Annotated in this window: 18 protein-coding genes; 8 read left to right on the top strand and 10 right to left on the bottom strand. The window is 69.6% G+C overall.

Features of this window, described 5'->3' with window-relative positions; translation table 11 throughout:
- Positions 1-119: 119 nt before the first annotated feature.
- The 4 genes from IEY60_RS12635 to IEY60_RS12620 all read right to left on the bottom strand — a co-directional run bounded on the left by IEY60_RS12635 (position 120) and on the right by IEY60_RS12620 (position 9973).
- Positions 120-6230, bottom strand: a complete 6111-nt coding sequence (locus tag IEY60_RS12635; protein ID WP_189027257.1) for a non-ribosomal peptide synthetase — start codon at positions 6228-6230, stop codon at positions 120-122.
- 440 nt (positions 6231-6670) lie between these two features.
- Entirely contained in the window at positions 6671-7621 is a 951-nt protein-coding gene (locus IEY60_RS12630; protein WP_189027255.1) for a lysophospholipid acyltransferase family protein, read from the bottom strand.
- A gap of 5 nt (positions 7622-7626) precedes the next feature.
- Entirely contained in the window at positions 7627-8445 is an 819-nt protein-coding gene (locus IEY60_RS12625) for a GNAT family N-acetyltransferase (RefSeq protein WP_189027253.1), read from the bottom strand.
- Between the two features lie 259 nt (positions 8446-8704).
- The gene (locus tag IEY60_RS12620) at positions 8705-9973 is read right to left on the bottom strand and encodes an NAD(P)/FAD-dependent oxidoreductase (protein WP_189027251.1); all 1269 of its coding nucleotides are present in this window, start codon (positions 9971-9973) and stop codon (positions 8705-8707) included.
- 133 nt (positions 9974-10106) lie between these two features.
- Between IEY60_RS12620 and IEY60_RS12615 the strand changes: the two genes are divergently transcribed.
- Positions 10107-10961: a LysR family transcriptional regulator gene (locus tag IEY60_RS12615; RefSeq protein WP_189027249.1), complete on the top strand. Its 855-nt coding sequence runs from the start codon at positions 10107-10109 to the stop codon at positions 10959-10961.
- A 122-nt stretch (positions 10962-11083) separates the two neighbouring features.
- Here the strand turns inward: IEY60_RS12615 and IEY60_RS12610 are convergent, their stop codons facing one another.
- Positions 11084-12049, bottom strand: coding sequence for an aminoglycoside phosphotransferase family protein (locus tag IEY60_RS12610; protein ID WP_189027246.1), 966 nt, complete (start codon positions 12047-12049; stop codon positions 11084-11086).
- A 64-nt stretch (positions 12050-12113) separates the two neighbouring features.
- Between IEY60_RS12610 and IEY60_RS12605 the strand changes: the two genes are divergently transcribed.
- Positions 12114-12578 (top strand): GNAT family N-acetyltransferase, encoded by a 465-nt coding sequence (locus IEY60_RS12605; RefSeq protein ID WP_189027244.1) that lies wholly within the window; start codon positions 12114-12116, stop codon positions 12576-12578.
- 57 nt (positions 12579-12635) lie between these two features.
- Here the strand turns inward: IEY60_RS12605 and IEY60_RS12600 are convergent, their stop codons facing one another.
- The 3 genes from IEY60_RS12600 to IEY60_RS12590 form a co-directional block, all read right to left on the bottom strand.
- A complete protein-coding gene (locus IEY60_RS12600) occupies positions 12636-13286 on the bottom strand; it encodes a Uma2 family endonuclease (RefSeq protein WP_229739733.1) in 651 nt (216 codons plus the stop codon).
- A 96-nt stretch (positions 13287-13382) separates the two neighbouring features.
- On the bottom strand, positions 13383-14339 hold the full coding sequence (locus IEY60_RS12595; protein WP_189027243.1) for an electron transfer flavoprotein subunit alpha/FixB family protein: 957 nt from the start codon (positions 14337-14339) through the stop codon (positions 13383-13385).
- A 36-nt stretch (positions 14340-14375) separates the two neighbouring features.
- The gene (locus IEY60_RS12590; protein WP_189027240.1) at positions 14376-15161 is read right to left on the bottom strand and encodes an electron transfer flavoprotein subunit beta/FixA family protein; all 786 of its coding nucleotides are present in this window, start codon (positions 15159-15161) and stop codon (positions 14376-14378) included.
- A 189-nt stretch (positions 15162-15350) separates the two neighbouring features.
- Between IEY60_RS12590 and IEY60_RS12585 the strand changes: the two genes are divergently transcribed.
- From IEY60_RS12585 to IEY60_RS12570, 4 genes are all read left to right on the top strand, one after another.
- Positions 15351-16154, top strand: a complete 804-nt coding sequence (locus tag IEY60_RS12585; RefSeq protein WP_189027238.1) for a methyltransferase domain-containing protein — start codon at positions 15351-15353, stop codon at positions 16152-16154.
- Entirely contained in the window at positions 16151-17707 is a 1557-nt protein-coding gene (locus IEY60_RS12580; protein WP_189027236.1) for a 1,4-alpha-glucan branching protein domain-containing protein, read from the top strand. The genes IEY60_RS12585 and IEY60_RS12580 overlap by 4 nt, the downstream gene beginning before the upstream one ends.
- Positions 17704-18957 carry a glycosyltransferase family 4 protein gene (locus tag IEY60_RS12575; protein WP_189027234.1) on the top strand — a complete coding sequence of 418 codons (1254 nt, stop codon included), beginning with the start codon at positions 17704-17706 and terminating at the stop codon, positions 18955-18957. The genes IEY60_RS12580 and IEY60_RS12575 overlap by 4 nt, the downstream gene beginning before the upstream one ends.
- 126 nt (positions 18958-19083) lie before the next feature.
- On the top strand, positions 19084-19446 hold the full coding sequence (locus IEY60_RS12570) for a SpoIIAA family protein (protein ID WP_189027232.1): 363 nt from the start codon (positions 19084-19086) through the stop codon (positions 19444-19446).
- A gap of 12 nt (positions 19447-19458) precedes the next feature.
- Here the strand turns inward: IEY60_RS12570 and IEY60_RS12565 are convergent, their stop codons facing one another.
- Positions 19459-20709 carry a putative glycoside hydrolase gene (locus IEY60_RS12565; protein ID WP_229739732.1) on the bottom strand — a complete coding sequence of 417 codons (1251 nt, stop codon included), beginning with the start codon at positions 20707-20709 and terminating at the stop codon, positions 19459-19461.
- Between the two features lie 259 nt (positions 20710-20968).
- On the opposite strand from IEY60_RS12565, the gene IEY60_RS12560 reads away from it, so the two are divergent.
- On the top strand, positions 20969-21913 hold the full coding sequence (locus IEY60_RS12560; protein WP_229739731.1) for a polysaccharide deacetylase family protein: 945 nt from the start codon (positions 20969-20971) through the stop codon (positions 21911-21913).
- Between the two features lie 7 nt (positions 21914-21920).
- Here the strand turns inward: IEY60_RS12560 and IEY60_RS12555 are convergent, their stop codons facing one another.
- Positions 21921-23213 (bottom strand): outer membrane protein assembly factor BamB family protein, encoded by a 1293-nt coding sequence (locus IEY60_RS12555; RefSeq protein WP_229739730.1) that lies wholly within the window; start codon positions 23211-23213, stop codon positions 21921-21923.
- 134 nt (positions 23214-23347) lie between these two features.
- Here IEY60_RS12555 and IEY60_RS12550 point away from each other — a divergent pair, with 134 nt between their 5' ends.
- Positions 23348-24094 carry an acyltransferase gene (locus IEY60_RS12550; protein WP_373291698.1) on the top strand — a complete coding sequence of 249 codons (747 nt, stop codon included), beginning with the start codon at positions 23348-23350 and terminating at the stop codon, positions 24092-24094.
- Positions 24095-24288: the final 194 nt, after the last annotated feature.

Raw genomic sequence — 24288 nt, 5'->3', positions numbered from 1 at the left:
ACCTTCCTATCAAATGCTGTGGAAGAGAGACTCCTTCGCATCTGATTCGGAACCACCGAGTGGATGGATGTGAAATGGTTCGCCGCATGTTCGCGGGAGCACGGCTCCCGCGGGACACCTCACGCCGGGGTGAGGTGCCCGGCGCCAGGGGCCGGGAAGAAGCCGACCTCGATGTAGTGATCGAAGTAGCGGCCGATGACGGCCGCGTCGACCGCCGGAAATTCGATCGGCAGGCCGCGGTAGGGCTCCGCGGGGGCCGCCGATTCGACAGCGCTCAGGACCGTCGCCGGGCTCGCCTGTGCGATGGCGGCGGCGTAGTTGCCGCTGAGGGCCGACGCACGGGCCAGGATCGGATCGGCGTCGACGCGCTCGGCGGCCGTGGTCAGGGCCAGGCCGAATTCCATCGGGTCGATGAAGTCGAATCGGTACTCGCGCCGCAGGATCTCCTCGTAGACCACCTGTAGCGGCACCTGAGCGCCCGCCGCCCGGTAGATGTTGCCGATCGCGGCGGCATCGCGGGACTGGCGGACAATGCCCGCCGCGACGTGGTCCACCGGCGCCATCTCGACACCGATCGCCCGCACGTCGACGGCGACGCCGAGCACCAGCATGGCGCGCAGCATGGTCCACCAGGCGTCCTCGGCCGGTGCGACGCCGGTGCGGGAGTCGCCGGTGATCAGGCCGGGACGGTAGACGGCGACCGGGATTCCCCGCTCGATCGCGGTGTGCACCAGCTGTTCGGCCACCCACTTGGTCATCGCGTAACCGGGCAGACCGCCCGGGACACCATTGTCCTGCGGGATACCGGCCAGCACGGACAGCGTCGAGACGTAGTGGATCGGCTTGACCCGGGTGGTGGTGGCCAGGCGCAGCACCTCGGTGGTGCCGCCGACATTGGCGTCCCGCATCCGGCCGTACGGCTCGAGGTGGTTGACCAGCGCGCCGTTGTGATAGATCGCGTCGATCCGGGCGGCCAGCTCGGCGAAGCGCAGCGGGTCGATGCCGAGGTTCGGGCGCGCGAGATCGCCTGGCACGCCGACGATCCGGTCGAGGTACGGGGTCACGTCGATGCTGTACTTCGCGGCGGTCGCGACGACCCGGTCCACGGCGCTCGCGTCATCGGTGGCACGGACCAGGCAGTGGATGGTGGCACCGGTCTGCTCGAGCAGTTCGCGCAGCAGGAAGCTGCCGAGGAAGCCGGTGGCGCCGGTGAGCAGGATGGTGGCGGGATCGCCGACGCGCTGGGGTGCGCAGCCGGTGAGGTCGATCGCGGGATCGAGGATCGCGTCGACGGCCGGATCGGGGCCGGCGGCCGAGGCCGATGACTCGTCGCGTACGGCCAGTGCCAGGTCGCTGACCAGCGGATAGCTGAACAGCAGGCGCAGCGGCACTTCGATGTCGAGGCGTTCGGCCAGCGCGGCGCGGACCCGGATCGCCGACAGCGAGGTACCGCCGAGGACGAAGAAGTCGTCGTCACGGCCGACCCGGTCGAGGTCGAGGACCTGCGCGAACACTTCGGCCACGATCTGCTCGTCCGCGGTGCCGGGGGCCTGGTATTCGCGGATCTCCACGGCGGGCGCGGGCAGCGCCTTGCGGTCGAGCTTGCCGGTCGCGCCGAGCGGGAACTCGTCGAGTACCAGCAACCGGTGCGGAATCATGTACGGCGGCAACAGGGTTCGGATCGCCGCCTGCACGTCGGCGACATCGACCGTCTGATCGGCCGCCGGGATGACATAGCCGACGAGCTGTTCGTGGTGCACCGCCACCGCGGCGCCCGCGACGGCCGGATGCGTGCGCAAGGCGGCCTCGATCTCGCCGGGTTCGATGCGCAGGCCGTGCAGTTTGAGCTGAACGTCGGTGCGGCCCAGGTAGGTCAGGTCACCCGAGGGCAGTCTGCGGACCAGGTCGCCGGTGCGGTACATGCGCTCGCCGACGGGACCGTACGGGTCGGCGACGAAGCGTTCGGTCGTCTTGTCCGGGCTGCCCAGATAGCCGCGAGCCAGCTGCGCACCGGCCAGATACAGCTCACCGGGGGTGCCGACGGGCACCGGCTGCAGCCGGGCATCGAGGACATAGGCGCGAGAGTTCCAGTGCGGCTTGCCGATCGGGACGATCCCGTCGCCGATCTCGGTCACGTCGGCGGCGGTGATGGACACCGTGGCCTCGGTGGGTCCGTACAGGTTGTGCAGCCTGCCCGCGGTGGCGGTGGTGTAGCGGGCGATCGTCGCGTTGGGCAGCGCCTCACCGCCGACCCACACGGCGCGGACCGAGCGCAGGGAACCCGCGGGTGCGGCCTCGAGCAGCATCTGCAGCACCGACGGCACGATGGTGGTGCCGGTAACCCGGTGCCGGGCGATGAGATCGGCCAGGTAGGCCGGATCGGTGAGACCGTGCGCGGCGGCCACGATCATGTGCGCGCCCGCGCGCAGCGGGGTGGCGAAACCGATCATCGAGGCGTCGAATGTCCACGGAATCGACTGCAGGACAGTGTCGTTGTCCCCCACCCCGTATTCACCGACCATGAACGCCGCCTGGTTGACGATGGCCGCGTGCGGCACACCGACGCCCTTGGGCTTGCCGGTCGAGCCGGAGGTGAAGATGACATACGCCAGATCCAGCGTGCGCAACGGCCGCAGCCGGTCGGCATCGGTCAGCCAGGCATCCGAGAAGGCGGACAGCGCGCCGGAATTCGCGACGAGATCGACCGAGACCACCGGCAGCCCGTCGACCTCGACCGCGTCGGCCGCGGTGGTCAGCACGCAGACCGGGTGCGCGGCGGACAGGATGTCGGCACGCCGGTCGACGGGTGAGTCCGGGTCGATCGGCACGTAGGCGCCGCCCGCGGCGAAGACCGCGTACATGGCGACGACCAGGTCGAGCGACGGCCGGATCGCGACGCCGACGGTGGCGCCGGGGCCGACGCCCGTGGCGACGAGCAGCCTGGCCAGCCGGTTGACCCGGCTCGCGAGCTCTGCGTAGGTGAGGGTCGACTCGGCGAAGGTGACCGCGGGCGCGTCGGGACGCCGCAGCGCCTGCGCGCGGAATTCGTCGAGCAGGGTCGGGTCGGGCACCAGTCGCACGTCGCCGGACGGCTCGCTGCGCTCGGCCTCGGTCAGCAGCGGCAGATCGCCGACGGGCCGGTGCGGTGCGGCCACGGCCGCGCTCAGCAGCCCGGCCAGGCGCTGTCCCAGCGTGGCCATCGTCGATTCGTCGAACAGGTCGGTGGCGTAGCGCCAGGAGCAGCGCAGGCCGGCTGGACCGTTGTCGTCCTCGTGCGGGACGACGGTCAGTTGCAGGTCGACGGGTGCGACCTCGTCACCGAGATCGACCGCCGACACCACCAGATCGGGCAGTTCCAGCCGGGCGCCGCCGAAGTTCTGGAACGACAGCGCCACCTGGTAGAGCGGGTGATGCGCCTGGGTGCGCGGCGGATCCAGTTCGGCGACAAGGCGTTCGAACGGCACATCGGCGTTGGCGAAGGCGGCCAGGTCGGTCTCGCGGACCCGATCCAGCAGGGCGGCAAAGGATTCGCCGGCGTCGACGCGGGTGCGCAGCACCACGGTGTTGACGAACATGCCGACCAGGTCGTCGAGTTCGGGCTCACCGCGTCCGGCGACGGGGGCGCCCACGGTGACGTCGTCGGTACCGGCGACGCGCGCCAGCAGCACCGACAGCGCGGCCCGCACCACCATGAACAGCGAGGCATTGTGTTCGCGCGCAAGATCTTCCAGCGCCTGATGCACGGCGGGCTCGAGCGCGAAGTGGTGCGCGGCGCCGCGACTGCCCGCGATCGGCGGACGCGGCCGGTCCGTCGGCAGCTCCAGCAGGGTCGGCGTGCCCGCGAGCTCGCCGCGCCAATAGCCGAGCTGCTTGGCCAGCAGCGAGCCGGAATCCTCGGCGGCGCCGAGCATTTCCTGCTGCCACAGGGTGTAGTCGGCGTACTGCACCGGCAGCGGCGCCCAGTCCGGCGCCGCGCCCTTGGTCCTGGCGACGTAGGCGGTCATCAGGTCGCGGGTGAGCGGGCCGAGGGAGAAGCCGTCGGTGGCGATGTGGTGTACCACCACGGCCAGCACGTGCTCGGACTCCGAGAGCTGGAACAGCGCGGCCCGCACGGGAACTCGCTCGCAGACGTCGAAGCCGCCGAAAGTCAGCCGGGCCAGCTCCATCCGCAGGTCGCTCTCGGCGATCGCGGCGACGGCGACGTCGAGTCCGGCCTCGGCCACCGGCAGCACGCGCTGGTAGCCCTGGCCGTCGTGCTCGGGGTACACCGTGCGCAGGACCTCGTGCCGTTCGAGCACGTCGTCGAGCGCGGCGGTGAGCGCCGTGGCGTCGAGCGGGCCGGACAGGCGCAGCGCGACCGGGATGTTGTACGCACTGGATCCGGGGTCCAAGCGCGCCATGAACCACATGCGCTGCTGGGCGAGCGAGAGCGGCACCCGCTCACCGCGCTCGCGGCGGGTCAGCGGCACCCGCACGGCCGCGGCACCGACCAGGGCGTCGAGCGCGGCGGCGAGGTCGGCCACCGTACCGTGCTCGAAGACCGTCCGGGCGGGCACGCGCACCCCGGTGATCGCGCCGAGGCGGCCTGCCAGCTGGGTGGCGAGCAGGGAGTTGCCGCCGAGGGCGAAGAAGTCGTCGTCGCGGCCGATCGGGTCGGCGCCGAGCAGCTCGGCGAAGACCGTCGCCACGGCTTCCTCGGTGCCGGTGCGCGGCGCTTCGAAGGCGCGGGCGGTGAGTTCCGGTTCGGGCAGTGCCTTGTAGTCGAGCTTGCCGACCGGGGTCAGCGGCAGTCGTTCGAGGGGAACGATGGCGGCGGGGACCGCGTGCTGCGGCAGCCGCTGCCCGGCCAGGCGGGTCAGCGCGGCCGGGTCCACCGTGGCGCCCGCCGCGGGCACCACGTACGCCACGAGCGCGTCGACGCCGCTGGGCAGGGTGCGCACGAGGGTGGTCGCGAAGCGGACGGAGTCGTCGGAGGTGAGTACGGCGTCGATCTCGCCGAGTTCGATACGGAAACCGCGCAGCTTGACCTGGGCGTCGGTGCGGCCGAGGAAGGCCAGCTGGGGTTCGCCGCCGGCGGCGAGTTCCCATTTCACGAGGTCACCGGTGCGGTAGAGCCTGCCGCCGGTGATCGGGTCGGCGACGAAACGAGCCGCGGTCAGCCCGGCGCGCTCGTGGTAGCCGCGGGCAAGGCCGGGCCCGGCCAGGTACAGCTCGCCGGGGGCGCGATCCGGCACCGGCCGCAGGCGGGCGTCGAGGACCAGCGCGGACATGCCGGGAATCGGGCCGCCGATGGTGATCAGGTCGCCGGGGGTCAGCGGATCGCTGATCGAGGCGGCGACGGTGGTCTCGGTCGGGCCGTAGAGGTTGTAGAAGTTGCGGCCGGGCGACCAGCGCGCGATCAGTTCCGGCGGGCAGGCCTCGCCGCCGACGACGATGGCGGCCAGCTCCGGCAGGCCCGACCCGTCGACCCCGGCGAGCGCGGCGGGGGTGATGAAGGCGTGGGTCACCCGCTCGGCGCGCAGCAGGTCGGTCAGCTCGTCGCCGCCGTAGATGTCGGGCGGGGCGATCACCATGGTCGAGCTGGCCCCGATGGCCAGGAGCAGTTCGAGGATGCTGGCGTCGAAGCTGGGCGAGGCGAAGTGCAGGGTGCGGGACGCACCGGTGATCCCGAAGCGGCGGATCTGCTCGGCGCACAGCCCGGCCAGGCCGGTGTGGGTGACGGCGACGCCCTTGGGGACGCCGGTCGATCCGGAGGTGTAGATGATGTAGGCGATGTCGTCGCCGAACAGCCTGCGGGTGCGCTCGGCGGCGGACACCGGCGCGTCCGGGGCCGAGGCCAGTTCCTCGCGGCACCCGGCGGAATCCAGTGCCAGCCACCGCAGTCCCGCGTCGAGCCGCGCCGCGTCGGCGGCCAGGGCCAGGCCGAGTCCGGCGCCGGAGTCGGCGAGCATGTGCGCGACGCGTTCGGCCGGGTAGCGCGGGTCGACGGGCACGAACGCGGCCCCGGTCTTGGCCACGGCCCACAGCGCGACAATCGCCTCGAGCGACCGGATCAGCGCCAGGACAACCCGGTCACCGGGGCCGACGCCACGACCGATCAGCACCCTGGCCAGCTGGGAGGACTGCTGGTCGAGTTCGGCGTAGGTGATGGTCTGCCCGGCGAAGCTGACCGCGGGCGCCTCGGGTGCGCGCTCCACGGCGGCCATCAGCAGGCGCGGCAACGTGGACACGGGCGCTCGACGGCCCCGCCGTGCGGCGGAAGAGCGGACGCCAGAAGCTTGCTCGGTCACCGGTATGTGTTTCCCTTCACCATCGATCACCCCAGCGATCGCACTGCTCGAACGTCGCCTGGACTCTCGGCTACACCGGGGTATCGGGAAATTCCTGCGTGACGGTACCGCAAATATGACATCAATTTTGGTGCAGCGGCAATTTGGAGGTTTCGGTTCGCAACAACTGGGTATAGCCGACTGTCCAGTATGTAACGCAGGTCATATGCAGGTCATACGCAGGGCGAACAACTTCGTAGCGGATATGACCGTTTCACATTTCACGCCGAATCCCCCACCGGGCGCGGACCTGCGAATCCTCCGCTATCGGAGTCCGCGAACACCTTGACCGGAGACCGCACACACGGTCTCCGGTCAAGGGCGAGTCGAGTCGGGAATAGTTACCAGGCGGTAGCCGACACCGATTCCGGCACCTGCTGATCGACCGACGGATCTTGTACGCGCGTGTTCCCCGATTCGATCCATTCGGTGTCGAGCACGCCGTGGCGCGAGCGATCGGTGCCGCGCACCGCGATCTCGCACCGGCGAGCCAGATCGCGGCGGTCGAGCCCGGGATACTCGAGCGGCTCGAGCACGATCTCGGCGACCATGCCCTTGCTGCGCAGCACCCGCTTGGCCGAATCGGCGAAGGTGTCCTCGCCGACGAATCCGGGCACCGTGCACGGCACGCCGTGCCGGTCGAGGTAGCGCAGCCGGACCGGCTGGACCGGGGTCGTCGTATCGATCGCGGCCTGGAACATGGCGGGCCGCATCGAACCGTAGGCCCGGCCGCACCAGGTGGTGCCCTCCGGGAAGACGGCGATCCGATTGCCCTCGGCGAGCCGTTGCGCGACCTGGCCGACCACACCCGGCAGTTCACGCAGCCGCGCCCGCTCGATCGGGATCACCCGGGTGAGCTGCGCGAGCTTGCCCAGCACCGGCCAGTCGACCATGTCAGCCCTGGCGACGAAGCTGACCGGCTGCACCGCGGCCAGCGAGACCACGTCGGCCCAGCCGATGTGGCCGGTCACGACCATGACCGCGGTGCCGGGATCGGCGAAACCGGCGTTCGACGCGCCCTGCCCGGCCGCGCGGTTGTCGACGATGCGCAGCCGCATCCCCAGGCAACCGAGCGCGGCACGGGCGTAGCGCCGCTGCAGGTTCTCGCGTCGCGACTTCGGGGTCGCGGCGGTCAGCACCGGGAAGGTCAGCACGAGTCCGATCACGCCGGCCAGCCGGGCGAGGACTCTGGCGGTACCGACCTCGTCGATCGGTTCGATGCAGCGAGACCCACAGGGGCTCGACGGCATCCACGAGTGCGATGCAGTGGCGGGCGGCGCGTCGAACACCATGGCGGTTACTTCCCGTCGAAATTGGCGGCCGCGCTCTGCAGCCGCTCCAGATACCGGGTGTTGATGGTTTCCATGCCGAGCAGGGCGACGAAGTCGGCGACCGCGAAGTCGGGGTCGTGCGCCGGTTCGCCGCAGATCTCGGCACCCAGGCGCAGGTAACCGCGTAACAGCGGCGGCAGCTTGGGCCTGCTCGGCGGGGTCAGCTCGTCGAGGGACAGTCCGTCGACGACGACCGGGCGGTACGGGTGCACGCGACGCTCGGGGTCGCAAGCGTGGCGGCCGAGCAGCATGTCGCGCACGCCGCGCACGTTCACACCGGCCGGGTCCGCGGGGCTGTCCTGCATCGGCACCGAGACGCAGCCCATCACCCAGTCGTAACCGGTGAGCTGGATGTAGTGCAGGATGCCGGCCCACATCAGGGTCAGCACCGAGCCGTTGCGGTGATCGGGCACCACGCAGGCCCGGCCCATCTCGACGATCCGATAGCCGGTCGGGTCGAGCTGGGTGAGATCGAATTCGGTCGCCGTGTAATACCCGCCCGCGGCGCTCACCTTGTCCGGCGGCAACATGCGGTAGCAGCCGACGAACTGCTCGGTGAACTCGTCACGGACCAGCAGGTGGTCGCAGTGCTCGTCGAACCGGTCGGCGTCGAGGCCGGTCCCGTCGTCGGGCATCTGGAACCCGGGTTCGGAGGCGAAGACCTGGAATCGGAGCCGCTGGGCGGCTTTCCTGTGCTCGGCATCGGACGCGACGACCAGAGAGTACCGAGACTTCCCCACCCCGGAGTCCGGCGCCGGCGCGGTCAACACGGACGAAATTGTCATACCGCTGATGAAGCCAGTCCGAGCTGGCATCGGAGCGACACATCGGTGTCGTGTCGATGCCCGTTCGGTGAACGAGGCTCGCATCACACCGCGCGTTCACCGATGCGCTGCTCATCGTTCGCCCACCTGCGGGTTTCTAGCCGAAAAGTCCGGTTTCGGCGCTGAATCGGGCTGCGAGATCCGCCCTGGCGGTCCGCATCGCGATGACCCGGAAACGGTGATCGGCCCGCCGTCGCACGGCGGGCCGATCGCGGTGTCGTCAGGCGGCTGATCGCGCGGGTTCGATGCGCTTGCCGGTCCGCGCGGCGTCGTCGAAGCCGGGACGGGCGGTGCCGATGAAGGCCACCAGCCACGACGCGACCGCGGCGAAGCGGTTGCGGAAGCCGACCAGATACATCAGGTGCACGGCCAGCCACATCGCCCAGGCGATGGTGCCGCGGAAGGTGATCCGGTCGTTGAGCTTCACGACGGCGCTGAAGCGGCTGATCACCGCCATGCTGCCCTTGTCCCAGTAGACGAACGGGGTGCCCGCGTCCTTCTTGCGCCGGATGATGTCGGCGGCGTGGCGGCCCTCCTGCATGGCGACCGGCGACTGGCCGGGGTAGCCGTTGAGCGAGGTCATGTCGCCGATGGCGTAGATGTCGGCGTGGCCGCCGACAGTCAGGTCGGGGTTGATCAGCAGCCGGCCCGCGCGATCGGTCTCGGCCCCGGTGGCCTCGGCCAGCAGCGCCGCGAATCCGCCCGCCTGCACACCGGCCGACCACACCACGGTCTCGGCGGCGATACCGCGTTCGATGCCCTCGGCATCCTTGACCGTCACCTTGCCCTCGTCGATATCGGTGACGAAGGTGCCCAGCAGCACCTCGACGCCGCTGTCGGTCAGCGAGCGCTTCGCGTACTCCGAGAGCCCGCCGCCGAAGGGCGGCAGCACCGCGCCCGCGCCCTCGACCAGGGTCACCGAGACCTCCTGGTGGAAGTGCCGCTTGGCGAGCTCCTTGATCTGGCCCGCCACCTCGACGCCGGTCGCGCCAGCGCCGACGACGACGAAGCTGAGCAGCCTGCGGCGGGTCGCCTCGTCGGCCTTCTCGGCCGCGGCGAACACCGAGGCGATCTGGTCACGCAGGCGCTGCGCGTCGTCGATGGTCTTGAGCGAGAAGGTCTTGTCGGCGAAGTCGTCGCGGCCGAAGTAGCTCTGGCTGGCGCCGGTCGCGGCGATCAACGAGCCGTAGCTGATCTGACGGGTACCCTCGGCGGTCTCGTAGGTGAGGACGGCTGCGTCGGCATCGATACCGGTCACCTTGCCGAGCCGGACGTCGGCTTCGGGGTGACGGCGCAGTACGTTCTTGATCGGCGGGGCGATCTCCTCCGGTGCGAGCACCCCGGTCGCCACCTGGTAAAGAAGCGGCTGGAACAGGTGCTCGGGCGTGCTCGAGATCAGGACGTAATTGATTCGTGACTTGCTCAGTTGCTTGGCAGCGGCGAGTCCGCCGAAGCCCGAACCGACGATGACGACATCCGTGTGTTCCATGATCGCGCGCTCCAAGATCGGTAATGAGTCCTTTCATATGAGTAAACGCGATGCGGAACGCAGATGTTTCCGGTGTTTGGGCGCATACTGGAGATGACTCTTATCTGCATAACTAATAAATAGGAGGTACCTGGTGGAACTTCGCCAGTTGGCGTACTTCGTGGCGGTGTGCGAGGAGCTCAGTTTCAGCCGCGCCGCGAGCCGCTGCTTCATCTCCCAATCCGCGATCAGCCACCAGATCGCGAGACTGGAACGTGACCTGGGCGCGCAACTGTTCGAGCGCACCACCCGCGCCGTCGTCCCCACCGACGCGACCCTGCGCCTGCTCCCGTTGGCCAAGCAGATGCTGAGCCTGGAGTCGGCGATCCGCGCCGCCGTGCGCACCACCGGTCCGCGGATCCGGTTGGCGGCCAACATGTCGTTCGCGGCCCGTTCGCTGTCCGCGATCGCCGCCGCCCGCGCCGCCCACCCCGACGCCGAGATCGAATACGTCATCAAGCCGTTCCGGCAGCGGATCACGGCCGTGGCCGACGGTGACTGCGATCTGGCGCTGATCCGCGGCAGTGTGGATCAGCCGGGGCTGGCGGTGGAGCAGTTGTGGGTCGAGGATCTGGTGATCGCGATCTCGAGCAGTCATCCGCTCGCGGGCAAGGGGGTCGTCACCCTCGCCGACCTCAGCCCGTATCCCCTGCTCCTACCGCCCGAGCAGGAGCAGGTCCTGCTGCACACCCTGATCCGCTCGGCCTTCGCCGATCTTCCGGTCGGCCCCACCTTCGGGCCGCCGATCCCGCCCGACCACACCGCGACGATGGAACTGCTCAACCGGCCCGAATCCTGGACCGTCCTCTACGAGGGCCCGACCAAGGGCCTGCTCACCCTCGACCTCACCGACCACCGCCTGCGCATCCCGGTGTCGGCGGTGCTGCGTGAGGACGCGCGTCAGAATCCGATCGTGAACACGCTGCTGGACGCGTTGCACCGGCGGTAGCGCAGTGCTCGGTGCCGTTCTGGACCAGGGCGTGAGACGGCGGTGAGGTGCGCCGGTGCCGACGGCTGGACGCTCACGCCCTCGCATGGCGACGCTCGATAGTGGGCAGTCACCCCGGGCGGTTAGCTGGCGGGCGAGGTTGCCAAGGCGTGCGCGACGGCCAGGTGGAGCGGCAATGCCTCGGTGTCTTCGTCCTCGACCGACCAGATGATCTCCTCGATCGCGCGCAGGAAGGCCCAGCCGTTGGCGCGGTCGGCCGGGATGTCGAGGTCCCGGGCCGTCGCGGCGACGACGGCGCGCGCGTGCTCGGGGGTCGGCGCGGACTGCACCTGGATCATGATCAGGAAGCCCGCGTCGAAAGCGGCTTCGCCGAGGTAGGGCTTCGGATCTATCAGGAGCCACGGTTCGCGTTCGGCGGCAACGATATTGCCGAGGTGGGTGTCGCGATTCACGACGAGCAGTGGGCCCGCCGGGACGGCGAGGCGCGCGCACCAAGCCAGTGCCCGCTCGCGCAGATCCTCCGGAAGGACCTCGGCGAGTTCGGGTTCCGGATGCTGGAGCCGTGACGTCCACCGCTCGACCATGTCGGTCGCTGTCGGCAGCGTCGGATAGTCCTCGGGAACGCCGACCGGCTCGCGCCGCAACCGGCGAAGTAGCGTGCACGCCAGGCGAACCCGGCTCGCGTTCTCCGGCCTGCCCTCCAGGCTCGGAAACCCCGGCTGCGCGAGCAACGGCTCCCCCGGCCGCGCCCACTCCATCAGCATCGCGCCACTGCCCGCATCGAACCCGTACAGCGTCACGGCCCCGTCCCCGCCGTAGCAGAACAGCCCGGTCGCCTCCGCGACATTCTCCTCGTCGACCACCGGCACCTTGAGCACCGCCACCGACCCGTCACCCCGCCGCACCGGCGCGACGAACGCGTGCGTGCCACCCCCGAACGCAGGCCCGATCACCGTCAGCCCCCAAGTCCCGCACAGCTTTTCCACCAACCCGGGCAGCTCGCCGAGCCACCGCTCCCCCGCGGCCCCGAAAACCTCCCGCACCGTCTCCTCGACCTCCGGCGGCACCTCGATCGGAACAGTCGTCACCCGACTACCCTGCCACGCCCGCAACTCGCTCGACAGGCGGTGGTCGGCCTGGAATTCTGCCCAGATGACCGACACGCCCCCGCCCGAACTCCCCGCCGGTTACGAAGTCTCCGCCGAGACCGCCCGCATCGACGCCGCCCGCATGCACACCTGGTTGTCCACCGACTCGTACTGGGCCATGGGCCGAACCCGCGAGTTGCAGGACCGCGCGATCGCGCAGTCACTCAATTTCGGTGTCTACGACAGTGTCTCGGGTGAGCAGGTCGCCTACGCGCGGGTGGTCACCGACCGGACGACCTTCGCGTGGCTGTGCGACGTATACGTGGATCGCGCGGTGCGCGGCAAGGGCGTCGGTGTCGCGTTGATCGCCGCCGTGCGCGACCACCTCGCCCCCTACGGCCTGCGCCGCATCATGCTCGCCACCCACGACGCCCACGACCTCTACGAGAAGTTCGGCTTCGAAGCCCTCACCGACCCCGACAAATGGATGGTCCTCGGCCAACCGGTGAACGCCCCCGACCCCAGCTAGCCGACCCCGCTTCGAGGAGTTCGAACGCCGTCAGCCGAACCGCTGCCGTCCCCTTCCTCAGAAGGCCAGCGACGACCAGGGGATCTCGATCGGGAAAGGGTACGGGAAGGAGACACCGGCAGCAGACAGAGGACTCCACTCACCGGCGAGGAGGTAGTTCGCGCGCCAAAGCGGGCGCACTCCCGGCGGAAGCTCGGCATGACCGATTTCGAGGATGTAGACCCGTAGCGCTGCGATGCCGGTGAGATCCTGTGTCAGCTCGACTTCCCAGTACGACGGAATACCCGCACCCGCGTAGCGGGCCTTCTTCGCTTCGATCTCGGAAGGGGTATTCGATGGCGACAGAACTTCGCCCACCAGCACGGTATCGGTGGCCCGGACGTCCGCGCCCGGCGGCAAGCAGCGGTGTACGAGGAAGTCGGGCGTCACGAAGTCGGACTTGCCGGTCTGTCCGAAGAAGACATTCGTCTCCAGGTTCACCCGCCAGCAGCGCTGCGGATCGGTGGACATCCCCTGTCGAGCACAACGCTCGATTTCGTTGGTAAGACGGCGCATCGCCGTCTGATGCTCGCCCGGCCCACGGCGCACCCACACGACTCGCCCATCCCACAACTCGATCTGGGCTGCGATCGCCTCGGGCAGCTTCTCCAGCTCTTCCCAAGTCATTGACTCGGGCAGGTCGGGACGGTCGATGCTCAGCATGGCCATTCACCCATGCTACGCAGTGGCTATTGCGCCTCACGAAAGGCGAGCGGCCCCGCCCGGAGAACCCGGGCGGGGCCGCTTGCGTTCACCGACGGTGCCTTATCCCTTGTGGGACTTCACGGCCTCGGTCAGCTGCGGGGCGACGTTGAACAGGTCGCCCACGATGCCGTAGTCGGCGATCTCGAAGATGGGAGCCTCTTCGTCCTTGTTGACCGCGACGATGGTCTTCGAGGTCTGCATGCCGGCGCGGTGCTGGATGGCGCCGGAGATGCCGAGGGCGATGTAGAGCTGCGGGGAGACCGTCTTACCGGTCTGACCGACCTGGAACTGGCCCGGGTAGTAGCCCGAGTCGACGGCGGCACGCGAGGCGCCGACGGCGGCACCGAGCGAGTCGGCCAGCGCCTCGACGACCGCGAAGTTGTCGGCGGAACCGACACCACGGCCACCGGAGACGACGATGCTCGCCTCGGTCAGCTCCGGACGGTCGCCACCGACGATCGGCTCACGCGAGACGACCTTGACGACGCCGTCTTCCTGGGCCGGAACCTCGACGACGACCTGCTCGCCTGCACCGGCCTGCGCGACCGTCTCGATGGCGCCGGGGCGGATCGAGATCACCGGCACGTCGCCGGTGGCCTTGGCGTCCACGGTGTACGCGCCACCGAAGATGGAGTGCACGGCCGAGCCGTCGGCGTTCACGCCGATGACGTCGACGAGCAGACCGGAGCCGATGCGCGCGGCGAGGCGGCCCGACACCTCCTTGCCCTCGGCGGTGGCGGCGACCAGCACGGCGGCGGGCGAGGCGGACTCGACCAGACCGGCGAGCACGTCGACCTTCGGGGTGACCAGGAAGCCGTCGACGTCGTCGGACTCGGCGACGTAGATCTTCTCGGCGCCGGCGGCGGCCAGCGCGGAGGCCAGCTTCTCGGCGGTACCGGCCGGGCCGGTGACGACGGCGGCGGGCTCGCCCAGGGTGCGGGCGGCGGTGAGCAGTTCGGTGCTGACCTTCTTCACGGCACCGTCGGCGTGCTCGATGAGCACAAGTACTTCAGCCATTGTTCTTTCTCCTTCGAAGTCTCGGACGGGGCCGGATCAGATGATCTTCTGACCGATGAGGTAGGTGGCGATCTGGTTGCCGCCCTCACCCTCGTCCGCGATCTTCTCGCCCGCGGTGCGGGCGGGCTTCGGGGTGGAGCCGGTGACCTGGGTGCCGGCGTTGGCGACACCGACGGTCGACGGGTCGATGCCCAGATCGGCCAGGGTGAAGACCTGAACTTCCTTCTTCTTCGCGGCCATGATGCCCTTGAAGGACGGGAAGCGCGGCTCGTTGATCTTCTCGGTGACCGAGACGATGGCGGGCAGGGACGCCTCGAGCTTGAAGACACCCTCGTCGGTCTCGCGCTCGCCGGTGATCTTGTCGCCGTCGACGGTCAGCTTGCGCAGGTGCGTCAGCTGCGGGATGCCCAGGTACTCGGCGATGATCGCCGGCACGGCGCCCGCGCGACCGTCGGTGGCCTCGTTGCCGGCGATGACCAGCTCGACGCCCTCGACCTGGCCCAGCGCACCGGCCAGCACCCACGCGGTCTGCACGGCGTCGGAGCCGTGGATCGCCGGGTCGTTGATGTGGATGGCCTTGTCGGCACCCATGGACAGCGCCTTGCGGATGGCCTCGGTGGCGCGATCCGGACCGGCGGCCAGCACGGTGACCTCGCCGCCCTGGGCCTCCTTGATCAGCAGCGCTTCCTCGACGGCGCGCTCGTTGATCTCGTCGAGGACGGCGTCGGCGGCCTCGCGGTCGAGGGTGTAGTCACCATCGGTCAGCTTGCGCTCGGACCAGGTGTCGGGGACCTGCTTGATGAGTACGACGATGTTCGGCATCGGTCTTCGTCGACCTCCTTCTGGGTACACGTGTGTGGTGGCCGCACGAGCTGGGCCGTACGTCCGTGAGTAGCTCAGAGCGGAACACTACCCTACGCTAAGTTACCCGTGGGTAACCTACATGCACAAGGGGTTCGGAACCGATCCCTGAGTCCTGTGGGAACCGGCGGTACCAGTAACGTCGGAGAAATGAGCGAGGCTGTGATCCCTGCCGCACCCGTGGCCGCCACACATGAACCACTGCCGTTGACCGGTGAGCGGACCGTGCCCGGCATCGCCGAGGAGAACTACTGGTTCCGTCGGCACGAGATCGCCTACGCCCGGCTGCTCGACCGTTGCACCGGCAAGACCGTGCTCGAGGCGGGTTCGGGCGAGGGCTACGGCGCCGACATGATCGCCGGCGTGGCCGCGCGTGTCGTGGGTGTCGACTACGACGAGGGCGCCGTCGCGCACGTGCGCGCGCGCTACCCGCGCGTCGAGATGATCCAGGGCAATCTCGCCGAGCTGCCGCTCGAGGACGAATCCGTCGATGTCGTCGTGAATTTCCAGGTCATCGAGCATCTGTGGGACCAGGCGCAGTTCCTGCGCGAGTGCCTGCGCGTGCTGCGTCCCGGCGGGCAGCTGCTGATCAGCACGCCGAACCGGATCACCTTCTCCCCCGGTCGCGATACCCCGCTCAACCCGTTCCACACCCGCGAGCTCAACGCAGCCGAGCTGACCGAACTGCTGGTCGAGGCCGGTTTCACGGTCACCGAAATGCTCGGCGTGCACCACGGCGCGAGCCTGAAAGCGTTGGACGCCAAGCACGGTGGGTCGTTCATCGACGCCCAGATCGAGCGCGCGCTGGCCGGTGAGCCGTGGCCCGCCGACCTGACCGCCGACGTCGCCGCCGTCACCATCGATGACTTCGAGCTGCGCGCGGGCGATATCGACGCGAGCCTGGACCTGGTCGCGATCGCCGAAAAGGCAAGCGCCGCAAAGGCACGGCCTTGACCGATTCTCGCTCCGCCCGGTCCGGCTCCGTGCCGGGCCAGTTCACGCTCGTTCTGCACTCCCACCTGCCCTGGCTGGCCCATCACGGACGCTGGCCGGTCGGCGAGGAATGGCTCTACCAGTCCTGGGCCGCCTCCTACCTGCCCGTGGTGCGGGTACTGAAAAACCTTGCGGCCGAAGGCCGTACGCGTCTGCTGAGCCTGGGCATCACCCCGGTGCTGGCCGCTCAGCTCGACGATCCGCACTGCCTGGCGGGCATGCACCACTGGCTGGGCAACTGGCAGTTGCGCGCCGACGAGGCGTCGATGTCGGGCAATGTGGCGCTGGGCCGTCACGAACATCGGCTCGCCGCAACGGCTTTGGCCGAATTCGAGCGCGACTGGCGGCACGGCAGCGCGCCCGTGTGGCGCTCGCTCATCGACGCCGACGCGATCGAGCTGCTCGGCGGTCCGCTGGCCCATCCGTTCCAGCCGCTGCTCGACGAGCGACTGCGCCAGTTCCAGCTCACCGAGGGCCTGGCCGACGCACGACTGCGCTGGGGCACGACGCCCACCGGTATCTGGGCGCCCGAGTGCGGCTACACCCCCGGCATGGAGCGGAACTACGACGCCGCCGGTGTGACGCATTTCATGGTCGACGGGCCCTCGCTGCGGGGCGATACCACCCTCGGCAGGCCCGTCCGCGACTCCGATGTGCTCGCGTTCGGCCGCGATCTCCAGGTGAGCTACCGGGTCTGGTCGCCGAAACAGGGCTACCCGGGGCAGAGCGCCTACCGCGATTTCCACCACTACGACCACGCGACGGGTCTCAAGCCGTCGCGGGTGACCGGCAAAACCGTCGCCGGTCCTGACAAGGCCCCTTACGATCCCGAACTCGCCGCGGGCGCCATCACGCGCGATGTCGCCGACTTCGTCGAGACCGTGCGCAGCAGGCTGATCGAGGAGTCCGAGCGGATCGGCCGACCAGCCCTCGTGGTGGCCGCCTTCGACACCGAACTGTTCGGCCACTGGTGGCACGAGGGCCCCGAGTGGCTCGAGCAGGTGCTGCGCGCCCTGCCCGAAGCGGGCGTCAACGTCGGAACCCTCGCCGACGCCCGCGACAACGGGTATGTCGGCGAACCTGTGCAGCTCAACGACTCGTCGTGGGGTTCGGGCAAGGACTGGCGGGTGTGGGCGGGCGACCAGGTCGCCGACCTCGTCGAGCTCAATGCCGACGTCGTCCGGCTGGCGCTGGACACCCTCGACAAGGTCCGCCGCGACGCTTCGCTGCGTGATCCGGTCGCCGACCAGTTGCTGCGCGAGGCCATTCTGACCGTCTCCAGCGACTGGGCGTTCATGGTCAGCAAGGACTCCGCGGCGGGTTACGCCCGCGATCGGGCCCACGAGCACGCGCACGCGGTGCGCGAACTCGCCGAGGCCATCGGGGCCGGCCAGTTCGCCAAAGCGGCCCGTCTCGCGGCAGGATGGAACGCGGCCGACGGATTCTTCCCAGGTCTGGACGCACGGCGGTTGCCGACCGCTGTCCCGTCGGCCGCCGCTGAAGGATTCGCATGAAGATTTTGATGGTGTCGTGGGAGTACCCGCCGGTCGTGGTCGGCGGGCTCGGTCGGCACGTCCATCACCTGGCCGTTGAGCTGGCCGCGGCCGGTCACGAGGTCGTTGTGCTGGCGCGCAGGCCGACGGGTACCGACTCGATCACCCACCCCACGCACTCCTACATCGCCGACGGTGTGCTCGTCGTCGCGGTGGCCGAGGACCCGCCGTGCTTCGACTTCGGCGAGGACATGCTCGCCTGGACGCTGGCGATGGGGCACGCGATGGTCCGCGCCGGTGTGGCGCTGGGCAAGCCCGGGGTCGGCGAGGGCTGGACGCCGGATGTGGTGCACGCGCACGACTGGCTCGTGGCGCACCCGTCGATCGCGCTGGCCGAGTACTACGACGTGCCGCTGGTGGCGACCATCCACGCCACCGAGGCCGGTCGCCACAGCGGCTGGGTGTCGGGGCGGGTCAACAAGCAGGTGCACTCGGTCGAGTGGTGGCTGACCAACGAGGCCGATCAGCTCATCACCTGCTCGACGTCCATGCAGGACGAGGTGGAGCGGCTCTACGGGCCCGAGCTCTCGCCGATCACGGTGATCCGCAACGGAATCGACGTGGGCGCGTGGACCTTCCGTCCGCGCGCACCGCGCTCCGGGCCGCCCAAGCTGCTGTATGTGGGCAGGCTCGAGTACGAGAAGGGCGTGCAGGACGCGATCGCGGCGCTCCCCCGCATCCGCCGCGCGCACCCCGGGACCACCTTGACGGTGGCCGGTGTGGGCACCCAGTTCGACTGGCTGCGTGAACGCGCCCGTGTGCATCGCGTCGCGCGGGCCGTGCACTTCGTCGGCAGTCTCGGACACGAGGAACTGCTCGGCTGGCTGCACGGCGCGGACGCCATCGTGCTGCCGAGCCGGTACGAGCCGTTCGGCATCGTGGCGCTGGAAGCCGCCGCCGCCGGTGTCCCGCTGATCGCCTCCACCGCGGGTGGGCTCGGCGAGGCCGTCATCGACGGCGTCACCGGCGCCTCCTTCGAACCGGCCGACGTGGACGGCATCGTCGACGCGGCCCGCGCCGTCCTCGACGACCCCGCGACCGCCCAGGACCGCGCCTACAACGCCCGCGAACGCCTCACCGCCGACTTCGCCTGGGACGTGGTCGCCGCGGAGACCGCGCAGGTCTACTCGGCCGCCAAACGCCGCGTGCGGACCTCGCTCGGCCGCCCCGACATCGTGGAACGGCCGCTGCCGGAGCGCGATCCGAAGTAGCTTCTCGACGCGCGACCACCGACAGGTCGCGCGCCGAGCTCGACTTCACCCGCAACGCATGACGCCGAGGCGACCACCCGGCTCTACCGTCACTGGTGCCGACCACCACGACGAAGGAGCCCCGCCATGCCCCTGCAGCAGATCCCCCACCTGCCCGCGGCGACCATCGGCCTGCGCGCCTCCGGAACCGTCACCGCCGAGGACTACACCACCGTCCTCGACCCCGCGATCGACGCGGCCCTCGAGCACGAACAGCCGATCAACCTGGTCTACGTCCTGGGCCCCGACTTCGACCGCTACTCCCTCGACGCGATGTGGCAGGACCTTAAACTCATCCGTATCCCGGGCAGCGCCTGGGGCCGCATCGCCCTGGTCACCGACCACAAAGCACTGGGCGAAGCCGTCCATCTGTTCGGCTTCCTCATCCCCGCGGAAGTCCGCGTCTTCCCTGTCTCGAACGAGAGCGACGCCATCGCCTGGGTGGCGTGACCCCCGGCGGTCTCAGGCAGGCGGGATGCCGCCGGTGTGGTAGCGGGTGGCGGCGTTCCAGAGGAAGAAGCCGTCGATGCCTGCGTCTCGGGTGGCGTCGATCTGGGCGCGGAGTTCGGCGTCGCCGTAGGGGATGCCGAGGCTGAAGTCCTGGAGCCACGGGACGACTTTCGCGCCCGTGCCCGCGGTGCTGGTCTGGAAGTCGTGCAGGGAGCGGAGGATGATGTCGTAGGGCTGGGCGCTGGGGTTGGGGACGCCGTACTCGCCGGAGTTCCAGTGGGAGGGGTAGAGCATGGGGGCGACGAAGTCGACGTTGCGGGCCATGCGGGGGATGTCCTGGGCGATCTCGTCGGGGCGGGTGGAGGCGATGCCGTAGACCGCGGCGCTCAGGTGGGCGCCGGCGACGTGGACCGGGTAGCGGCTCTCGGCGAGGAAGCCGGCGACCGCGTCGGTGGGGGTGCCGGTGAGTCCGGCGAAATGCATGCTGGTCAGGCTGCCGTCGGGGCGGCGGACGTAGTCGTACATGACGCCGTCGAAACCGAGCTGGGCCGCCTCCACCGCCAGATCGATGTTGTAGCGGCGAATGTCGGGATGGGCGACATTGGTGAAGGCGATCGGGCCGTAGTGGCTGGAATAGGGCTGCCCGGACGGGTTCTGGACCACCCAGTCGGGCCTGCCGTTGTGCCAGGCCCACGCCGCGACTGTCGGATCACGGAACGCGACGATGCGCCCGACCACCTGCAAGCCCAGCTCGTGCAATTGCCGCAGCGCGGCCTGCGCATCGTAAATCGAAGCGACAGCGCCGGATTCGCGAGCCAGCGGCACCTGGGAGTCGTAGCCGACGACGCCGTCCTCGTCCTTGACATCGAGCTGCACGGTGTCGATCCGGCCTTCGCGAGCGAGATCGAGCACGGCTTCGCGCAGCCCCTCGTGCGACCAGGCATGCGCGGTGACGTGGACCGCCCGCATACGCGGCAGCGCGAGCGCCGTCACGACGACACTGCTGCTCTGGTTCCCGGCGGCGTCCGCCGCGACGACCTCGACGGCGGGAGCCCACGGCACCGAGATCTCGAAGGAACCGTCCGGACCGGGTGTCACAGTGTCCGTGCCGATGGACACACGCACCGCGTCGACAGCGTTGCCGCGCACCACGATCGGCGCGCGATACGAGCGCACCGGATCCGGTGGCGTCACCCGTAGCACCGGCGGCACGGTATCGGCCGACGGCACCGCGGCGGACCTGCTCAGGGCGAATCCGGCCACCAGAGCCACGATGACCAACCCGAGAACAACACCAGCGGCGACCGTCGCCCACCGCCGCCGATCGACCGACTGGATCCGCAATCCCAACGCCCGCACCCACTTCCACTCCCGTTTGCCACGCCACTATCGCGCAGTTCCGCCTGCGGGCAGCCGGTTATCGCAAGATCGAGGGAAAACCTCTGCCCCGCGTAACATTGCCGCGGTGGTAGGCGGGTCGACATCGTTGTTCCGACTGGTCCCTGCGCTTTTGCTGACCGCGGTGCTCCCCGCCTGCGCGACAGAAGCCGCACCGATTCCGGCCGATCCGCCCGCGGCGACAGCGAAACCCGCACCACCGAATCCGGCCGAGATCGCCGCCAACGAACTGGGTTTCGTCCCGGTGCTGATGTATCACCAGATCACCCCGAACCCGGCCGGTGAATACGACCAGACCCCGGCGGAGTTCCGGGACGAACTGGAACGGCTGTACCGCGAGGGCTACCGCCCGGTGACCGCCGCGCGCTACATCTCCGGCGATCTCGACCTACCCGCGGGCACCCATCCGGTGATACTCACCTTCGACGACTCCACCGGGAGCCAGCTCGCCTTCACCGGCACCGGCGCCGTGGCCCCGGACAGCGCCGCGGGCATCCTCACCGAGTTCGCCGCCCGCTACCCGGATTTCCGGCCGGTGGCCACCTTCTACGTCAACAACGAGCCCTTCGGAAACGACCCGCGCGCGCTGCCCTGGCTGGCAGCCAACGGCCACGAGATCGGTGCGCACACAGCCGATCACGCGAATCTCGCGAGCCTGGATGCCGACGGCGTGCAACGGGAACTGGTGCAGAACGTGCGTGCGGTGACCACGGCCGCGCCGGGAGTCACCGTGCGCACCATGGCCTTACCGCTGGGCGTCTACCCCCGCGATCGCACGCTGGCCGCCGCGGGCAGCTGGGACGGCACCCCGTACCGCTTCGACGCCGTCATGCTGGTCGGCTCGAATCCCGCGCCCGCACCGTACGGCGCGATCGACCCCGGCGGCGTGCCACGCATCAGGTCCGGCCGGGGCGCGGTCCCGTTCGACTCCGGCTACTGGCTGGACTGGCTGGCCGCCCACCCGGAGCAGCGCTACACCGCCGACGGCGACCCGGCGCGCATCTCCTTCCCCCGGCATCTCGCCGCGGAGGTCGACGCGCGCTGGGTGGACCGGGCCAACCCGTACTGACACCCGGTCAGGCGTCGGGGGTGAAGGCGAAGATCTCGCCGACGCGGGTGGCGACGACGACCTCACCCTCCGGTCCGACGGAGGTGCCGGTGGTGGTGCCGGTGGCGGCGGGCAGGACGTCGGAGTCGACGGTGTTGCCGGTAGCCGTGTCGAAGGTGATCAGGCTCAGGCCCGCGCCGATGGCGGCGACGGTGTAGCCGATGCCGCCCGCGGTTTGGGCGGGGGTGCCGCGCAGGGCGAGGTCTTTGCGTTCCCAGGCGAGCTCGGCGCCGTCGCCGCGGTCGTGCAGGGCCATCAGGTAGCCGTCGTCGCCCGCGGGGATGATCAGGTCGTCGACCAGGGCGATGCCGCCGCTGGGGGTCCAGCCCAGAGCGTGGGTCCAGCGGGTGCTGCCGTCCTCGGCGTTCACGGCGATCAGGCGGCCGCTGTTGTCGCCGACGTAGACGGTCGCGCCGTCGCCGGACAGCGTCGGGCTGGTGGCGCTGCCGCCGGTCAGCATGTCGGCGCTCCACTCCTGGGCGACCTTGCCGTCGGCGTAGCGCATCGCGCGCAGCGAGGCGACGGACTTGCCGGGCTCCCACACGGTGACGAAGAACCGGCCCGATTCGGGGTCGACGGCGGTGGTGTTGGCGACCGCGCAGCGCGGGCCGCCGATCCGGCAGTCGTCGAGCCCGTCGCCGGAGGCCGGGCGGGTCAGGCCGGGCAGTTTCAGGAAGTCGGGCTCGCCGAGCAGTTGCAGCGTCGGCACCTCGCGACCGCCGGTCTGGCGGCTCAGGACGTCGACCTGACCGGACTGGGTCACCGTCAGCACTTTGCCGTCACCGGTGAACTGGATCGCCACCGGCACGCCGGCCACCGGCGTGCGCCAGCGCGGCTGACCGAGATAGTTGAAGGAGTTCACCGCGCCGTCGTCGCCGACGTAGACGTTGCTGACGCTGTCGACCACGGTCGGCGCCTCGATCGTCGACGGGCCGAGCGGGTTGCAGAAGCGCTTGCGTCCGGTGCGCATCTGGAAGGAGAAGATCGCGCAGTTGCCGGTGCTCGTCGTCACGAACATCTGACCCTCGGAGCCGATCGTCAACGGCTGGGCGATCGGGCCGCCCACCGGACGCGACCAGCTCAGCGACATCGCCTCCGCGCCGGTCACCGGGCTCGCGCCACCGTTACGGCCGTCGTGATGGACTGCGGGCCAACCCTTTCCGCTGCCGACCGTGATGTCGTCCACATCGGTGCCGCAGCCTGCCAACGCCACCACACCGGCGGCAGCGAGCGAGGCCACGACGCGAGTCCGAGTTCGCACCTGCTGATCTCCCTGTTTTATCGAGCCGATGATCGGGGTATGGCACGGTAAGCGTGCGCTCCGAAAGTACTCTGTGTTATCGATGACCGAATCCCCGGGGCTGGCCCGGTGCGATCACGACGGGAGAGTAGTTCGTGACGAGCATGTGGGGCGCGCCGTTGAGCGCGCGCTGGCGTGGTTCACGCCGCCGCGATCCGCAGCAGGCGCGTTTTCTGACCAGGGACTCGCTGCGCTGGGTGCTCGCCAACCGCGCCTACACGCCCTGGTACCTGGTGCGGTACTACCGGCTGGCCAAGTTCCGGCTGGCCAACCCGCACATCGTGCTGCGCGGCATGGTGTTCCTCGGCCGCAATGTGGAGATCCACGCGACCCCGGAATTCGCCCGCATGGAGATCGGCCGCTGGGTGCACATCGGTGACGGCAACGCCATCCGCTGCCACGAGGGCTCGCTGCGCATCGGCGACAAGGTGGTCTTCGGCAAGGACAACGTCGTCAACACCTACCTCGACATCGAGATCGGCGAGTCCACGCTGGTTGCCGACTGGTGCTACATCTGCGACTTCGACCACAAGATGGACGACATCACCCTGCCCATCAAGGACCAGGGCATCGTGAAGAGCCCCGTCCGGATCGGCCCCGACACCTGGATCGCCGCCAAGGTGACCGTGCTGCGCGACACCCGCGTCGGCCGTGGGTGCGTGCTGGGCGCGCACGCGGTGGTCCGCGGCGACATCCCCGACTACAGCATCGCCGTCGGCGCGCCGGCCAAGGTCGTCAAGAACCGCAAGGTCGCCTGGGACGCCACCGCCGAGGAACGGGCCGCCTACATGGCCGCGCTGGCCGATATCGAGCGGAAGAAGAACGCCGCGGCCCAGGCGTAATCGCCGCGCGGCTCCGCGACCGAGGGCTGAGGGATTTCAACCCCGGGGATGATGGTTTTCCACTTGTACCACTAGAACAATTATCGGTGTCGATCTTGCGGGATCCTCCGTTCGCGTGGTTCCCGTATCCTCACCGAAGGAACCATCATGACCAAGAATAGAATTCGCGCAGCCGCAGCAGCTGTGGCGCTCAC

Source organism: Nocardia rhizosphaerihabitans (genome assembly GCF_014646295.1).
Classification (GTDB): domain Bacteria; phylum Actinomycetota; class Actinomycetes; order Mycobacteriales; family Mycobacteriaceae; genus Nocardia; species Nocardia rhizosphaerihabitans.
This window is presented reverse-complemented; position numbering and strand designations above follow the sequence as displayed.

Excerpts from the sequence above, each read along its gene's own strand:
- IEY60_RS12570 (WP_189027232.1), top strand. The coding sequence starts at position 19,084 with ATGCCCCTGCAGCAGATCCCCCACCTGCCCGCGGCGACCATCGGCCTG.
- IEY60_RS12585 (WP_189027238.1), top strand. The coding sequence starts at position 15,351 with ATGAGCGAGGCTGTGATCCCTGCCGCACCCGTGGCCGCCACACATGAA.
- IEY60_RS12595 (WP_189027243.1), bottom strand. The coding sequence starts at position 14,339 with ATGGCTGAAGTACTTGTGCTCATCGAGCACGCCGACGGTGCCGTGAAG.
- IEY60_RS12575 (WP_189027234.1), top strand. The coding sequence starts at position 17,704 with ATGAAGATTTTGATGGTGTCGTGGGAGTACCCGCCGGTCGTGGTCGGC.
- IEY60_RS12630 (WP_189027255.1), bottom strand. The coding sequence starts at position 7,621 with ATGGTGTTCGACGCGCCGCCCGCCACTGCATCGCACTCGTGGATGCCG.
- IEY60_RS12625 (WP_189027253.1), bottom strand. The coding sequence starts at position 8,445 with ATGACAATTTCGTCCGTGTTGACCGCGCCGGCGCCGGACTCCGGGGTG.
- IEY60_RS12620 (WP_189027251.1), bottom strand. The coding sequence starts at position 9,973 with ATGGAACACACGGATGTCGTCATCGTCGGTTCGGGCTTCGGCGGACTC.
- IEY60_RS12590 (WP_189027240.1), bottom strand. The coding sequence starts at position 15,161 with ATGCCGAACATCGTCGTACTCATCAAGCAGGTCCCCGACACCTGGTCC.
- IEY60_RS12600 (WP_229739733.1), bottom strand. The coding sequence starts at position 13,286 with ATGGCCATGCTGAGCATCGACCGTCCCGACCTGCCCGAGTCAATGACT.
- IEY60_RS12605 (WP_189027244.1), top strand. The coding sequence starts at position 12,114 with ATGACCGACACGCCCCCGCCCGAACTCCCCGCCGGTTACGAAGTCTCC.